General features: G+C 61.7%; 10 protein-coding genes, 2 tRNA genes and 3 rRNA genes. 11 read left to right on the top strand and 4 right to left on the bottom strand.

The features are described 5' to 3' along the window. Positions 1-11 precede the first annotated feature (11 nt). Complete coding sequence (locus ACP26O_RS31235) at positions 12-536, top strand: HD domain-containing protein (RefSeq protein ID WP_011660863.1); 525 nt, start codon at positions 12-14, stop codon at positions 534-536. 9 nt (positions 537-545) lie between these two features. Continuing rightward, entirely contained in the window at positions 546-1229 is a 684-nt protein-coding gene (locus ACP26O_RS31230) for a DUF429 domain-containing protein (protein WP_175666416.1), read from the top strand. A 166-nt stretch (positions 1230-1395) separates the two neighbouring features. Here the strand turns inward: ACP26O_RS31230 and ACP26O_RS31225 are convergent, their stop codons facing one another. Further along, on the bottom strand, positions 1396-1833 hold the full coding sequence (locus ACP26O_RS31225; protein ID WP_011660861.1) for a hypothetical protein: 438 nt from the start codon (positions 1831-1833) through the stop codon (positions 1396-1398). Positions 1834-2461: 628 nt separating this feature from the next. Here ACP26O_RS31225 and ACP26O_RS31220 point away from each other — a divergent pair. The 5 genes from ACP26O_RS31220 to rrf all read left to right on the top strand — a co-directional run bounded on the left by ACP26O_RS31220 (position 2462) and on the right by rrf (position 7703). Then, positions 2462-3994, top strand: a 16S ribosomal RNA gene (locus ACP26O_RS31220). A gap of 62 nt (positions 3995-4056) precedes the next feature. Then, a tRNA-Ile gene (locus ACP26O_RS31215) sits at positions 4057-4133 on the top strand. Between the two features lie 85 nt (positions 4134-4218). Then, positions 4219-4294, top strand: a tRNA-Ala gene (locus ACP26O_RS31210). Between the two features lie 285 nt (positions 4295-4579). Continuing rightward, positions 4580-7461: ribosomal RNA gene (locus ACP26O_RS31205) — 23S ribosomal RNA — on the top strand. A gap of 129 nt (positions 7462-7590) precedes the next feature. Beyond that, positions 7591-7703 (top strand): 5S ribosomal RNA (gene rrf, locus ACP26O_RS31200). The 16S, 23S and 5S rRNA genes sit together here with 2 tRNA genes alongside, the layout of an rRNA operon. Before the next feature lie 214 nt (positions 7704-7917). Here rrf and ACP26O_RS31195 read toward each other — a convergent pair. Both ACP26O_RS31195 and ACP26O_RS31190 read right to left on the bottom strand, forming a co-directional pair. Then, positions 7918-8289: a nuclear transport factor 2 family protein gene (locus tag ACP26O_RS31195; protein WP_175664772.1), complete on the bottom strand. Its 372-nt coding sequence runs from the start codon at positions 8287-8289 to the stop codon at positions 7918-7920. 185 nt (positions 8290-8474) lie between these two features. Next, a complete protein-coding gene (locus ACP26O_RS31190; RefSeq protein ID WP_175664501.1) occupies positions 8475-9479 on the bottom strand; it encodes an AraC family transcriptional regulator in 1005 nt (334 codons plus the stop codon). Between the two features lie 137 nt (positions 9480-9616). Between ACP26O_RS31190 and ACP26O_RS31185 the strand changes: the two genes are divergently transcribed. From ACP26O_RS31185 to ACP26O_RS31175, 3 genes are read left to right on the top strand one after another with little or no spacing between them, the layout of a single operon-like run. Next, positions 9617-11290 carry an acyl-CoA synthetase gene (locus tag ACP26O_RS31185; protein ID WP_175664502.1) on the top strand — a complete coding sequence of 558 codons (1674 nt, stop codon included), beginning with the start codon at positions 9617-9619 and terminating at the stop codon, positions 11288-11290. Between the two features lie 20 nt (positions 11291-11310). Further along, entirely contained in the window at positions 11311-12078 is a 768-nt protein-coding gene (locus ACP26O_RS31180) for a 3-hydroxyacyl-CoA dehydrogenase (protein ID WP_175664503.1), read from the top strand. Between the two features lie 36 nt (positions 12079-12114). Continuing rightward, positions 12115-13305: an acetyl-CoA C-acetyltransferase gene (locus ACP26O_RS31175; protein WP_175664504.1), complete on the top strand. Its 1191-nt coding sequence runs from the start codon at positions 12115-12117 to the stop codon at positions 13303-13305. 108 nt (positions 13306-13413) lie between these two features. Here the strand turns inward: ACP26O_RS31175 and ACP26O_RS31170 are convergent, their stop codons facing one another. Continuing rightward, on the bottom strand, positions 13414-14106 hold the full coding sequence (locus tag ACP26O_RS31170; RefSeq protein ID WP_165754181.1) for a TetR/AcrR family transcriptional regulator: 693 nt from the start codon (positions 14104-14106) through the stop codon (positions 13414-13416). Between the two features lie 362 nt (positions 14107-14468). Here ACP26O_RS31170 and ACP26O_RS31165 point away from each other — a divergent pair, with 362 nt between their 5' ends. Next, entirely contained in the window at positions 14469-15749 is a 1281-nt protein-coding gene (locus tag ACP26O_RS31165; RefSeq protein WP_126224003.1) for a Zn-dependent hydrolase, read from the top strand. Positions 15750-15876: the final 127 nt, after the last annotated feature.

Genomic DNA, 15876 nt, shown 5'->3' with positions numbered 1-15876 from the left:
GAGGGGTCAATATGAACAAGCTGGTAGCTGCCATCGCATTCGCGGCGGACAAGCATCGCAATCAGCGGCGCAAGGACGACGAGGCATCGCCGTACATCAACCATCCGATCGCGCTGGCCGATGTGCTGGCCAACGAAGCCGGCATCGAGGACGAGCGCGTGATCGTCGCGGCCGTGTTGCACGACACGATCGAGGATACGGAGACAACCGAGCAGGAACTGCTGCGGCTGTTCGGCAAGGACGTCGCGGACATCGTGATGGAAGTCACCGACGATAAGTCGTTGCCGAAGGAAGAGCGCAAGCGCCTTCAGGTCGAGCACGCGGCGAGCATCAGCCGGCGCGCGAAACTCGTGAAGCTGGCCGACAAGATCTGCAACCTGCGCGACATCACGCGGCATCCGCCCGCGGACTGGCCGCTCGAGCGCAAGCAGGCGTACTTCGACTGGGCGAAGTCGGTCGTCGACCGGATGCGCGGCGTGCATCCCGGCCTGGAAGGGATCTTCGATGCCGCGTACGACGCGCGGCCGGCGGACTGACGCGCGGCCATGCGGGCGGCCCGATCCCGATCCGTCGCGTGGTCACCGCCTGCGGTGGCGGGCGTCGACGTCGGCGGCGACAAGAAGCAATGCGATCTCGTGATCCTGCGCGGCTCGACGATCGTCTGCCGCGAGGCTCGGATCGCGCCCGAAGCGCTGCCCGCGCTGTGCATCGAGCATGGCGTGGTGGCCGTCGGCGTCGATGCGCCGAGCCTGTGGTGGACGGGAAGCGGGCGCCGCGCGGCCGAGCAGGCGCTCGCGCGTGAGCGGATCTCGTGCTTTCCGACGCCGTCGCGCGAACAGGCCGTGACCAGTGCGTCGGGCTTCTTCGACTGGATGTTCATGGGCGAGCGCGTGTACCGCGCGCTGGCGCAGGCCTATCCGCTGCTCACCGACGCACGGTATGCCGGCGGACGCGTGAGCTTCGAGACCTATCCGTACGCGATTACCTGCGCGATGCTCGGCAAGGCGATTGCATCGGCGAAGCAGAAACGCAACCAGCGCCGGCAATTGCTCGCGCAAGTCGGAATCGACGTGTCGACACTGCGCTCGGTCGACGCGCGCGACGCCACGCTGTGTGCATTGACCGCGCAGTATGTGATCGACGGAAATGCGCACGCGTATGGCGATGCGGTGGGCGGGTACATCCGTGTGCCGATCGTCAGCGAGACGATCGTGCTCGATACGCGCTAGTCACTCACGGGTCGCGGTTGGCGGGTACCCGTGAATCCGTGACGGCAAGGTGAGCTTTTGCGGGACGTATCTGATCGTCGACGTCAAGGTGTCGAGCAGTGACAGCCGATCGGCATGCGCAACATCATGTTCAGTCGATGCGCGGTGCGCATACCGGCCGTGCTGCTCAGTCTTCGAGAATGGACTTCGGCACGCTGGAGAGATCGCAGGCGTCCGCTTGCTCGAAATAGGCTTGCGCATCGTCGATCATCACGACCGCGACGTCGATCAGTTCGTCGAGCCGCTGCAGCAGCGATTCGCGCCACTCGATGTCCTCGTCGCGCTCGGGCGTCTTGTCGAGCTGCTCGATGATCGAGTCGGCCGTCTGCAGGAACGGAATCGCCTGCTGATAGTTTTCGATCGAGACCATCGCGGCGTTGCGTGCGCCGACGAGCCGTTCGCGATGCTCGTCCGCCAGTTCGGACTCGCCGCTGATGCGCGGCAGCACATCCGAGATGCGTTGCAGGAGCGGCGGGGCCTGTTCTTCCAGCATGACGGCGCGCTCGCGAAGCGCGGCATATTCGTCGCGAAGATCGGCGTCGCCGGATTGAGTGGTGCTGTCCATCGTCGGTATGAGTGCGTTGTTCGATCGCGGGATGATACTCGACCGCGCGTACCCCTTTGTTTGTTCCGCGGCATGGTGACTGGCGCGGGGTGCATACGGGATGCTGTCGGCCTCCGTATATAAGAGGAAAGAAGGGCCCGCGCCCTGGAGGCTGCGCGGGCGGCTTTTTCAAAATATTTTCACAAAAGGGGTTGCGTCGGCAGGGGCGGATGCCTACAATCACGCCTCTTTCGCGCTAACGGAAACACGGCGCGGGAGGGAAGGGAAGCGGTGCTGACGGGGAAGGTTGTAGAAGCCCCGGCGCACACGAAGTTGAACCCCTCGCCGTCGCAACGAAGCAGTTCAAAAAGTTGTTGACGAGCGAAGAAAGACGGTTCATAATCTCGCTTCTCTGCTGCTGAAAACGCAGCGCTGCTGAGAAACAGAAGGTTTCTCGCAGAAATGCTCTTTAAAAATTAACAGCCGATAAGTGTGGGCGCTTGATGGAAGCGAGCTGATCCTCGGATCAGATAGCGAAAGTATCAAGAGTCTCACACTAAAGTAAGTCAGGTTTATGAAGTGATTCATATTCCTGTCAGCTTTGAGTGAGCGACCGGTTCTTAACCGAACCGAAAACAGTAACAGGTTTAAACTGAAGAGTTTGATCCTGGCTCAGATTGAACGCTGGCGGCATGCCTTACACATGCAAGTCGAACGGCAGCACGGGTGCTTGCACCTGGTGGCGAGTGGCGAACGGGTGAGTAATACATCGGAACATGTCCTGTAGTGGGGGATAGCCCGGCGAAAGCCGGATTAATACCGCATACGATCTACGGATGAAAGCGGGGGACCTTCGGGCCTCGCGCTATAGGGTTGGCCGATGGCTGATTAGCTAGTTGGTGGGGTAAAGGCCTACCAAGGCGACGATCAGTAGCTGGTCTGAGAGGACGACCAGCCACACTGGGACTGAGACACGGCCCAGACTCCTACGGGAGGCAGCAGTGGGGAATTTTGGACAATGGGCGAAAGCCTGATCCAGCAATGCCGCGTGTGTGAAGAAGGCCTTCGGGTTGTAAAGCACTTTTGTCCGGAAAGAAATCCTTGGTTCTAATATAGCCGGGGGATGACGGTACCGGAAGAATAAGCACCGGCTAACTACGTGCCAGCAGCCGCGGTAATACGTAGGGTGCGAGCGTTAATCGGAATTACTGGGCGTAAAGCGTGCGCAGGCGGTTTGCTAAGACCGATGTGAAATCCCCGGGCTCAACCTGGGAACTGCATTGGTGACTGGCAGGCTAGAGTATGGCAGAGGGGGGTAGAATTCCACGTGTAGCAGTGAAATGCGTAGAGATGTGGAGGAATACCGATGGCGAAGGCAGCCCCCTGGGCCAATACTGACGCTCATGCACGAAAGCGTGGGGAGCAAACAGGATTAGATACCCTGGTAGTCCACGCCCTAAACGATGTCAACTAGTTGTTGGGGATTCATTTCCTTAGTAACGTAGCTAACGCGTGAAGTTGACCGCCTGGGGAGTACGGTCGCAAGATTAAAACTCAAAGGAATTGACGGGGACCCGCACAAGCGGTGGATGATGTGGATTAATTCGATGCAACGCGAAAAACCTTACCTACCCTTGACATGGTCGGAATCCTGCTGAGAGGTGGGAGTGCTCGAAAGAGAACCGGCGCACAGGTGCTGCATGGCTGTCGTCAGCTCGTGTCGTGAGATGTTGGGTTAAGTCCCGCAACGAGCGCAACCCTTGTCCTTAGTTGCTACGCAAGAGCACTCTAAGGAGACTGCCGGTGACAAACCGGAGGAAGGTGGGGATGACGTCAAGTCCTCATGGCCCTTATGGGTAGGGCTTCACACGTCATACAATGGTCGGAACAGAGGGTTGCCAACCCGCGAGGGGGAGCTAATCCCAGAAAACCGATCGTAGTCCGGATTGCACTCTGCAACTCGAGTGCATGAAGCTGGAATCGCTAGTAATCGCGGATCAGCATGCCGCGGTGAATACGTTCCCGGGTCTTGTACACACCGCCCGTCACACCATGGGAGTGGGTTTTACCAGAAGTGGCTAGTCTAACCGCAAGGAGGACGGTCACCACGGTAGGATTCATGACTGGGGTGAAGTCGTAACAAGGTAGCCGTATCGGAAGGTGCGGCTGGATCACCTCCTTTCCAGAGCTTCTCGCAAAGTTGAGCGCTCACGCTTATCGGCTGTAAATTAAAGACAGACTCAGGGGTCTGTAGCTCAGTCGGTTAGAGCACCGTCTTGATAAGGCGGGGGTCGTTGGTTCGAATCCAACCAGACCCACCATTGTCTGACGTGTCGGTGATCGTTAGCGCTTCAGCGCTTACGAGTACCTCTACCGCTAGGCTGAAACCTGAGGTCATCTGTACATGGGGGCATAGCTCAGCTGGGAGAGCACCTGCTTTGCAAGCAGGGGGTCGTCGGTTCGATCCCGTCTGCCTCCACCAATCCTCAATGACAAGTGTTCGACGTCGTCGAATTTTTGTCATTGGCGATTGAGCCAGTCAGAGTGATATGAGTAACACCATATCGGCTGTCGTTCTTTAACAATCTGGAAGAAGTAAGTAATTTGGATAGCGGAAGCGTCTTGAGATGGACGTGAAAGCTATCCGGGTTGTGATTGTATCGATGTATCTCAAGATGATTCGAACTCTATGTTTGACTCAATTGGAATACGGCACAACGCGAGAACTCAATCTGTAGCGACTGTCGATGAGACAGACTCGTTATAGGGTCAAGCGAACAAGTGCATGTGGTGGATGCCTTGGCGATCACAGGCGATGAAGGACGCGGTAGCCTGCGAAAAGCTACGGGGAGCTGGCAAACGAGCTTTGATCCGTAGATGTCCGAATGGGGAAACCCACTCCTTTTGGAGTATCCATGGCTGAATACATAGGCCATGCGAAGCGAACGCGGTGAACTGAAACATCTAAGTAACCGCAGGAAAAGAAATCAACCGAGATTCCCAAAGTAGTGGCGAGCGAAATGGGATGAGCCTTGTACTCTTTATTTGTATTGTTAGCCGAACGCTCTGGAAAGTGCGGCCATAGCAGGTGATAGCCCCGTAGGCGAAAACAGTATGAAAGAACTAAGTGTACGACAAGTAGGGCGGGACACGTGAAATCCTGTCTGAAGATGGGGGGACCATCCTCCAAGGCTAAATACTCGTGATCGACCGATAGTGAACCAGTACCGTGAGGGAAAGGCGAAAAGAACCCCGGGAGGGGAGTGAAATAGATCCTGAAACCGCATGCATACAAACAGTCGGAGCCTCGTAAGGGGTGACGGCGTACCTTTTGTATAATGGGTCAGCGACTTACGTTCAGTAGCAAGCTTAACCGTATAGGGCAGGCGTAGCGAAAGCGAGTCCGAATAGGGCGTTCAGTTGCTGGGCGTAGACCCGAAACCAAGTGATCTATCCATGGCCAGGATGAAGGTGCGGTAACACGTACTGGAGGTCCGAACCCACTAACGTTGAAAAGTTAGGGGATGAGCTGTGGATAGGGGTGAAAGGCTAAACAAACTTGGAAATAGCTGGTTCTCTCCGAAAACTATTTAGGTAGTGCCTCGTGTCTCACCTTCGGGGGTAGAGCACTGTCATGGTTGGGGGGTCTATTGCAGATTACCCCGCCATAGCAAACTCCGAATACCGAAGAGTGCAATCACGGGAGACAGACATCGGGTGCTAACGTCCGGTGTCAAGAGGGAAACAACCCAGACCGCCAGCTAAGGTCCCCAAATATAGCTAAGTGGGAAACGAAGTGGGAAGGCTAAAACAGTCAGGAGGTTGGCTTAGAAGCAGCCACCCTTTAAAGAAAGCGTAATAGCTCACTGATCGAGTCGTCCTGCGCGGAAGATGTAACGGGGCTAAGCTATATACCGAAGCTGCGGATGCGTGCTTTGCACGCATGGTAGGAGAGCGTTCCGTAAGCCTGCGAAGGTGCGTTGAAAAGCGTGCTGGAGGTATCGGAAGTGCGAATGCTGACATGAGTAGCGATAAAGGGGGTGAAAGGCCCCCTCGCCGTAAGCCCAAGGTTTCCTACGCAACGTTCATCGGCGTAGGGTGAGTCGGCCCCTAAGGCGAGGCAGAAATGCGTAGCTGATGGGAAGCAGGTCAATATTCCTGCACCATTGTTAGATGCGATGGGGGGACGGATCGCGGAAGGTTGTCCGGGTGTTGGAAGTCCCGGTCGCTGCATTGGAGAAGGCACTTAGGCAAATCCGGGTGCGTAATTCAAGGGTGTGGCGCGAGCTCCTTAGGGAGCGAAGCAATTGGAAGTGGTTCCAAGAAAAGCCTCTAAGCTTCAGTCTAACGATGACCGTACCGCAAACCGACACAGGTGGGCGAGATGAGTATTCTAAGGCGCTTGAGAGAACTCGGGAGAAGGAACTCGGCAAATTGGTACCGTAACTTCGGGATAAGGTACGCCCTTGTAGCTTGATGCGCCTGCGCGCAGAGGGTGAAGGGGTTGCAATAAACTGGTGGCTGCGACTGTTTAATAAAAACACAGCACTCTGCAAACACGAAAGTGGACGTATAGGGTGTGACGCCTGCCCGGTGCCGGAAGATTAAATGATGGGGTGCAAGCTCTTGATTGAAGTCCCGGTAAACGGCGGCCGTAACTATAACGGTCCTAAGGTAGCGAAATTCCTTGTCGGGTAAGTTCCGACCTGCACGAATGGCGTAACGATGGCCACACTGTCTCCTCCCGAGACTCAGCGAAGTTGAAGTGTTTGTGATGATGCAATCTACCCGCGGCTAGACGGAAAGACCCCATGAACCTTTACTGTAGCTTTGCATTGGACTTTGAACCGATCTGTGTAGGATAGGTGGGAGGCTATGAAACCGGAACGCTAGTTTCGGTGGAGCCGTCCTTGAAATACCACCCTGGTTTGTTTGAGGTTCTAACCTTGGCCCGTGATCCGGGTCGGGGACAGTGCATGGTAGGCAGTTTGACTGGGGCGGTCTCCTCCCAAAGCGTAACGGAGGAGTACGAAGGTACGCTAGGTACGGTCGGAAATCGTGCTGATAGTGCAATGGCATAAGCGTGCTTAACTGCGAGACCGACAAGTCGAGCAGGTGCGAAAGCAGGTCATAGTGATCCGGTGGTTCTGTATGGAAGGGCCATCGCTCAACGGATAAAAGGTACTCTGGGGATAACAGGCTGATACCGCCCAAGAGTTCATATCGACGGCGGTGTTTGGCACCTCGATGTCGGCTCATCTCATCCTGGGGCTGTAGCCGGTCCCAAGGGTATGGCTGTTCGCCATTTAAAGAGGTACGTGAGCTGGGTTTAAAACGTCGTGAGACAGTTTGGTCCCTATCTGCCGTGGGCGTTGGATATTTGAAGGGGGCTGCTCCTAGTACGAGAGGACCGGAGTGGACGAACCTCTGGTGTACCGGTTGTCACGCCAGTGGCATCGCCGGGTAGCTATGTTCGGAAGAGATAACCGCTGAAAGCATCTAAGCGGGAAACTCGCCTTAAGATGAGATATCCCTGGGGACTAGATCCCCTTGAAGGGTCGTTCGAGACCAGGACGTTGATAGGTCAGGTGTGTAAGCGCAGTAATGCGTTCAGCTAACTGATACTAATTGCCCGTAAGGCTTGATCCTATAACAAGTCTGTTTCGCGCTGACAGAGCGCGTCGGACAAGTTGGATTCTCGTGTGTGATACACACAACCAAAATTACTGCTTCTTCCCAGATTGGTCGCGTTGCGAAGCAACGTGACAACCCTCTTTGCCTGATGACCATAGCGAGTCGGTCCCACCCCTTCCCATCCCGAACAGGACCGTGAAACGACTCTACGCCGATGATAGTGCGGATTCCCGTGTGAAAGTAGGTAATCGTCAGGCTCCCTAAGCCAAAAACCCCCGCCCGACAAGGCGGGGGTTTTTGCATTGGCGCGGCGGAAACGCGATGGCAGCGAGGGGCGCAGTCGTCGATGGCGCATCTCTTCTCCCCGTCAGTGGCGCCGGTCCCAGCGCGCCGAGCATGTCGGTGCGTGACAGTCGCAGCATCGATTCACCTTTGGATCCCGCAGTTCGGCGATTGCCGGCATGTCGTAGCTCAACCGATCTGCGATGCATGTCCTGCAACCACACGCCAGTCGCTCCCCAACCGGCGCCACAGGCGCGTATAGGCGAACATGCCGTTGAATGCGGCGCCGTCGAAACGACCGGCAAGCATCGCCTTCGTCGTGGTGAGAATCATCTCGCCGATCATCTTCGTCCCCATCTCCTGGATATCGAGTGCGTCGAGGCGCAGCAGCTTCGCACGATGCGCGGACAGATCGTCGTGCTTGGCAATGACCTGCCCGGTCGGGACGGTGAAGGTCAGATCGTCATCCAGCAACGTGTCGAGCGCGTCGACGTCGTTGGTGAGCATCGCCGCTCGAAGTGCGGCTTCATACGGTTCGATGACTGCACGAACTGCATCCATATCGGGCCTCGCATCAGGTCGAAGGGTCAGGATTTCACGCATGCTCGCCGGGCGGCCGCGGTGGCCTTCGCATTCCGCCATCACGGCTATTCGACAGAGACTACTCCGCTTTCGACAGCGTCTGACGCCGAACCATCATCAGCCAGCAGACACCGATCCACGGGAGGTTGCGGATCGGCAGCGTATCAATGCTCCGATTGCCCCGCATTGACGTCGCGCCGAAATGCGCCCGGGCTCGTGCCCGTCCATTTCCGGAACGCGCGATGAAACGCGCTCGGTTCGGTGAAGCCGAGTTCGGCCGCGATTTCCGCGACGCTGAGCCGGTGTGCGCGCAGCAGCGACTGGGCCAGTGCGCCGCGCAGCTCGTCCTTGATCGACGCGAAGCTCTGTCCCTCGCTGCGCAGGCGTCGCCGCAGCGTCGCGGGCGTCGTGCCGAGGCGCACGGCCAGCGTGTCGAAGTCCGGCCACTCGGCGGCCGGCAGTGCCTTCAGGTGCGCGCGCGTTTTTGCCACCCAGCCGGTGTCGTGCCGGTAGCGGACCAGCAGATTGCCGGGCGCGCCGCGCAGGAAGGTCTTCAGTGCCTGTGCGGAGCGGATCGTCGGCAGCGCGAGATACGCGGCGTTGAAGGCGAGCCGGCTGTCGGGCCGGTCGAAATGGACCGGTACCCCGAAGAACTGATGGTAATCGCTGCGGTGATCGGGGCACGGGCACGCGAAATCGATGCGCTGCAGTGGAATGCGCCGGCCGGTCAGCCAGCAGGCGACCCCGAGCAGGATCAGCCAGAACGTCCGGTAAGCGAACGCGGAATAGGGCGCGCCGGCCTGCTTGAGCACGATCTGCGCCTGTCCGTCGGCGACCACGAGCTCGCCGTGCGGCTCGTCCAGCACCACGCGCAAGAACTGCAGCGCACGCCGCAGCGCCTTCTCGAGCGTGCCCGCGTCCAGCACGGCATGGCACAGCAGCATGAAACTGCCACGCCGCATCGGCCGGGCCGCGAGCCCGAAGAATTCGTCGTCGATCGCGCTGGCGATCGCCAGCCACAGCCGGCCATACTGCTGCGGTGTGACGGGCCCGCGCACGGCGGCCGGCAGGCCGGCCGCGTGCAGTACCGGCCCGGCCGGAATCCGTTGCCGGCGCAGGCTCTCGAGTGCATCCTCGACGAAATCGGGCGAGATCATTTGCTGCCCCATGTTTTCATACCCTCCAGACATGGCAAAAGCGATCACGATTCTAGATTCTGTTTGTCATTGATTGCAATGTGACTGCTGTCTACCATCATCGATATACCCTCGGTTCGCCGGGCGGTCATAACGAACAGGAGACACGCATGCGTGATGGAGCAACTGCCCGGGAGGTGCCGGCCTACGCCGACGCCGTGGCCGGATTCCGTATCGAGACCGCCGCCGCATCTCTGCACGGCGACCTGGAGCAGGGCCTGAACGCCTGCGTCGAATGCTGCGACCGGCATGCGGCGGCGGACCCGAACGTGATCGCCCTCGACTGGATCGACGCTGGCGGCCGGCATCGCAGCTTCACGTTCGCGCAGATGCAGGCGCTGTCGGCGCGCGTCGCGAACCTGCTGGTCGAGCAGGGCGTGAAGCCGGGCGACGTGGTGGCCGGCCTGTTGCCGCGCACGCCCGAACTCGTCGCGACGATTCTCGGCACGTGGCGCGCGGGCGCCGTCTACCAGCCGCTTTTCACCGCGTTCGGACCGAAGGCAATCGAGCACCGGCTGCGCATGAGCGATGCACGGCTGATCGTCACCAACATCGCGAATCGCGCGAAGCTCGACGAGATCGCGGATTGCCCGCCGGTGGCGACGGTGCGCGAGCCGGGCGACACGCTGCCGGCCCGCGACATCGATTTCCGTACGGCGCTCGACGCGCAGCCGGGCACATTCGAACCGGTGCCGCGCAAAGGCACCGACCTGTTCATGATGATGTCGACGTCGGGCACGACGGGTTTGCCGAAAGGCGTGCCGGTGCCGCTGCGCGCACTGCTCGCGTTCGGCGCCTACATGCGCGACGCGGTGGACCTGCGCGACAGCGACCGCTTCTGGAACATCGCCGATCCCGGTTGGGCATACGGGCTCTACTACGCGATCACGGGCCCGCTGCTGCTTGGCCATGCGACGACGCTGTACGAAGGCAGCTTTACCGTCGACAGCACCTGCGACGTGATCGAACGGCTCGGCATCACGAGCCTCGCCGGTTCGCCGACCGCGTACCGGATGCTGATGGCAGCGGGCACCGAAGTGGCGGCACGGTTGAAAGGGCAGCTGCGGGTCGTCAGCAGCGCGGGCGAACCGCTGAATCCGGAAGTCGTGCGCTGGTTCCATGCTGCGCTCGGCGCACCGATCCACGACCACTACGGCCAGACCGAACTCGGGATGGTCGTGAACAACCATCACGGGCTCACGCACGTCGTCCATGTCGGTTCGGCCGGTCTCGCGATGCCCGGCTATCGCGTCGCGGTACTCGACGAAGCCGGTCGCGAGCTCGGCCCGGGCGAGCCCGGCAACCTCGCGATCGACATCGCACGCTCGCCGCTGCTGTGGTTCACCGGCTACTGGCAGCAGGATACGCCGGCGATCGCGGGCGGCTACTACCGCACCGGCGACAACGTCGAGCTCGAGCCGGACGGCACCGTGAGCTTCATCGGCCGCGCGGACGACGTGATCACGTCGTCCGGCTACCGGATCGGCCCGTTCGACGTGGAAAGCGCGCTGATCGAGCATCCGGCCGTCAGCGAGGCCGCGGTGATCGGCGTGCCGGACCCGGAGCGCACGGAGATCGTCAAGGCGTTCGTCGTGCTGTCGAAAGGCTTTGAAGGCACGCCGGCGCTGGCCGACGAACTGAGCCAGCACGTGAAGCGGCGGCTGTCGGCTCACGCGTATCCCCGCGCGATCGACTTCGTCGACGCGCTGCCGAAAACCCCGAGCGGCAAGATCCAGCGCTTCGTTCTGCGCAAGATGGAAGCCGAGAAGACCGCTCAATCCTGAAGACTGAATACGGAGTGCGAATGAATATCGAGGATCGCGTTTTTCTGATTACGGGCGCCGGTTCGGGCCTCGGCGCCGCGGTGGCGCGCATGGTGGTGGCCGCAGGCGGCAAGGCGGTTTTGCTGGACGTCAATGAGGATGCCGGCACGAGCCTCGCGCACGAACTCGGTGCGGCCGCATGCTTCGTGAAGACCGACGTGACGAGCGAGGCCGACGGGCAAGCTGCCGTCGCCGCCGCGCGCGACGCGTTCGGCCGCATCGATGCGCTCGTGAACTGCGCGGGCGTCGCGCCGGGTGAGAAAGTCGTCGGCCGCGACGGTCCGCATTCGCTCGAGCGCTTCGCGCGCGCGGTGTCGATCAACCTGGTCGGCACGTTCAACATGATCCGGCTGGCGGCCGAAGTAATGTCGAAGCAGGACGCCGACGCGCAAGGCGAGCGCGGCGTGATCGTCAACACCGCGTCGGTCGCGGCGTTCGACGGACAGATCGGGCAGGCCGCGTATGCGGCATCGAAGAGCGGCGTGGTAGGCATGACGCTGCCGATCGCGCGCGAACTCGCGCGGTTCGGCATTCGCGTGGTGACGATCGCGCCGGGCATCTTCGAGACGCCGATGATGGCCGGCATGCCGCAGGACGTGCAGGACGCGCTCGGCAAGAGCGTGCCGTTCCCGCCGCGGCTCGGCCGCCCCGACGAATTCGCGGCGCTGGTGCGCCACATCGTCGAGAACACGATGCTGAACGGCGAAGTCATCCGTCTCGATGGCGCGTTGCGCATGGCGCCGCGCTGAAACTGAAACTGGAACTGGAACTGGAGAAATTCGATCATGACGACACAGGATCCGATCGTAATCGTCGGTGCGGCACGCACGCCGATGGGTGGTTTTCAAGGCGACCTCGCCGGGGCCAGTGCGAGCGAGCTCGGCGCGGCGGCGATTCGCGCGGCGCTCGAGCGCGCCCGCGTGCCGGCCGAGCGCATCGATGAAATCGTGTTCGGCTGCGTGTTGCCGGCCGGCCAGGGTCAGGCGCCCGCGCGGCAGGCCGCGCTGAAGGCCGGCTTGCCGCTGGCCGCGGGCGCGACCACGGTCAACAAGATGTGCGGCTCCGGGATGAAGGCCGCGATGTTCGCGCACGACCTGCTGCTGGCCGGGTCGGCGGACGTGGCGGTCGCGGGCGGGATGGAGAGTATGACGAACGCGCCGTACCTGCTGCCGAAGGCGCGCGCGGGGATGCGCATGGGTCACGGCCAGGTGCTCGACCACATGTTCCTCGACGGGCTCGAGGACGCATACGACAAGGGCCGGCTGATGGGCACGTTCGCGGAGGATTGCGCGCAGGCCTACCAGTTCACGCGCGAGGCGCAGGATGCATTCGCGATCGCGTCGCTGACGCGTGCGCAACGTGCGATCGCGGAAGGGCGCTTCACGTCGGAGGTCGCGCCGGTGACCGTGAAGGCCGGCAAGACCGAAGCGGTGATCTCGATCGACGAGCAACCGGGCAAGGCGAAGCTCGACAAGATTCCGACGCTCAAGCCGGCGTTCCGCGAAGGCGGCACGGTGACGGCGGCCAATTCGTCATCGATTTCCGACGGCGCGGCCGCGCTCGTGATGATGCGCCGCTCGGAAGCGGAGCGGCTCGGCCTCACGCCGAAGGCCGTGATCGTCGGGCATTCGACCTACGCGAACAAGCCGGGCCTGTTCGCGACGGCACCGATCGGCGCGATTCGCAAGCTGTCCGAAAAAACCGGCTGGAACCTGCGCGACGTCGACCTGTTCGAGATCAACGAAGCCTTCGCGGTGGTCGTGATGGCCGCGATGCGCGATCTCGACCTGTCGCACGACAAGGTCAACGTGCACGGCGGCGCGTGTGCGCTCGGCCATCCGATCGGCGCATCGGGTGCACGCGTGATGGTGACGCTGCTGGCCGCGCTCGAATCGTATGGCCTGAAGCGCGGCATCGCATCGCTGTGCATCGGCGGCGGCGAGGCGACGGCGATCGCGATCGAGCGCGTCGCGTAACGCGAACGCGTTCACGCATCACGCACGGGACGGCATGTACGCCGTCTCGCGACGCGGGCGGCGGGCATCGTGCCCGTCGCCCGTTTTGTTTTCTGGGATGCGATCGCGCTACGCGCTCGCTCCCGGCGACACCGCACCGCATGCGCGGATCACGAGCTGCACGACATGCTCGGTCTTCTCGGCGAAGGCCTTCTGCGTGAACGCACGCTTGCCGCTCAGCGCGCGGATCTGCGCATCGAAATCCGCATAGTGCTGCGTGGTCGCCCAGATCAGGTACATCAATGCGTGCGCATCGATCGGTGCAAGCAGCCCGCGCGCGATCCAGCCTTCGATCACGTTCACGCGCGTGTCGAACCACGGCTTCACACGTTCCGACAGGATGTCCTGCATGTGCTCGGCGCCGTGAATGATCTCGTTGGCCCACACTTTCGAGCCGAGCGGGCGCCGTCGCGACAGATCCATCTTCGCGCGCACGTAGCTGCCGATCGCCTCGACGGGATCGTCTCCGGCCTCGAACGAGCCGGCCGCGCGGTGCCAGTCTTCGAACAGGTCGTCGAGCACACGGCGGTACAACGCCAGCTTCGTCGGGAAGTAGTAATGCAGGTTCGCCTTCGGCAGCCCGGCACGCTCGGCGATCATCGCGGTGCTCGCGCCGTTGAGCCCGCGCTCCGCGAACACGGCTTCCGCGCAGGCCAGCAGATGCGCTTCGTTGGACTCGCGGATGTGCGCCTTGCGTCGCCGCAAAGGCGTGCCCGTTTCGTCGTGGCCGCCGGCTGCGGCGGCCGCTTCGTCATGTCTCATCGTTGCCCTCGCGCGGCATGGGTGCCGCGTTGGGCTTCATTCTAGTCGCAGGTCCGCTTCGAACGCACCTACGCGATGCATTCGTGCGGGCGCGATGCTGCGATGCGATGGCACGGTTCTCGCTGGAACAGATCACGCAAGAAAGACGTTGCGCTCGACATTTTGATGGTCTAAAACCTGTCCAATCGGACAGGATTCGACGAGCGGCGAAACGCAGTGCCAGCGCCCAGCGCATCGATCGGACGAATCGCACGAACGATGCGCACCTGCACCTCGCAGGTGCGGGTTTGCCCCGACAGCAGCAATGCGTGCACCGGCACCGACCGGATCACGACATGACCGACCCCACAGGAGCGATACGAATGGACACGGTATCGGAAACAGTGAAGCGGGCAGCATTCGACACGTCGATCAAGATCGACGGCAGACGGTTGTGGGACAGCCTGATGGAGGTGGCGAAGATCGGCGCGACGCCGAAGGGCGGCGTCTGCCGCCTCGCGCTGACCGATCTCGACAAGGCCGGCCGCGACCTGATCGTCGGCTGGGCCAAGGCGGCCGGCTGCACGGTGACGGTCGATACGATGGGCAACGTATTCATGCGTCGCGCGGGGCGCGTGGCCGACGCGGCGCCGGTCGTCACCGGCTCGCACGCGGATTCGCAGCCGACGGGCGGCCGCTTCGATGGCATCTACGGCGTGCTGGGCGGCCTCGAGGTGATTCGTAGTCTGAACGATCACGGCATCGAGACCGAGCATCCGATCGAGGTCGTGATCTGGACCAACGAGGAAGGCTCGCGCTTCGCACCGGCGATGGTCGCGTCGGGCGTGTTCGCGGGCGTGTTTTCGCTCGAATACGGACTGTCGCGCAAGGACGTCGACGGCAAGACGATCGGCGAGGAGCTGGCGCGCATCGGCTATGCGGGCGACGTGCCGTGCGGCGGCCGCAAGCTGCATGCGGCGTTCGAGCTGCATATCGAGCAGGGACCGATTCTCGAAGCGGAGTGCAAGACGATCGGCGTGGTGACCGACGCGCAGGGGCAGCGCTGGTACGAGATCACGTTCACCGGCCAGGAAGCGCATGCGGGGCCGACGCCGATGCCGCGCCGCCGCGACGCGCTGCTCGGCGCGTCGCGCGTCGTCGATCTCGTGAACCGGATCGGCCTCGATCACGCGCCGTTCGGTTGCGCGACGGTCGGGATGATGCAGGTTCATCCGAACTCGCGCAACGTGATTCCGGGCCGCGTGTTCTTCACCGTCGATTTCCGTCATCCGGACGACGCCGTGCTCGCGAAGATGGACGCTGCGCTGCGCGACGGCGTCGCGCGCATCGCGGGCGAGATCGGGCTCGAGACCGCGCTCGAGCAGATTTTCTACTACAAGCCCGTCGCGTTCGATCCGGCCTGCGTGGCGGCCGTGCGCGACGCGGCCGACCGCTTCGGCTACTCGCATCGCGACATCGTGTCGGGTGCGGGGCACGACGCGTGCTATCTGGCGCAGGTCGCGCCGACGTCGATGGTGTTCGTGCCCTGTGTCGACGGCATCAGCCACAACGAGATCGAGGACGCGACGCCGGCGTGGATCGAGGCAGGCGCGAACGTGCTGCTGCACGCGATGCTCTCGCGTGCGTGCGAGCCGGCTTCATGACGGATCGAATCTAGCGCGGCCGGCAGGCTGCCCATCGCCTGACCGTAGCACTCCAAAACATAGCCGACCCGACTGTGCGCTCGCAGCCGGCGGGGACGGCTTCGTCTCCACTCAGTCGAAGGAACGC

The sequence above is a fragment of the Burkholderia sp. R-40 genome (assembly GCF_049942845.1).
Taxonomy (GTDB): domain Bacteria; phylum Pseudomonadota; class Gammaproteobacteria; order Burkholderiales; family Burkholderiaceae; genus Burkholderia; species Burkholderia ambifaria.
The sequence above is the reverse complement of the archived record's forward strand: the minus strand, read 5'-3'. Positions and strand labels throughout refer to the sequence as shown.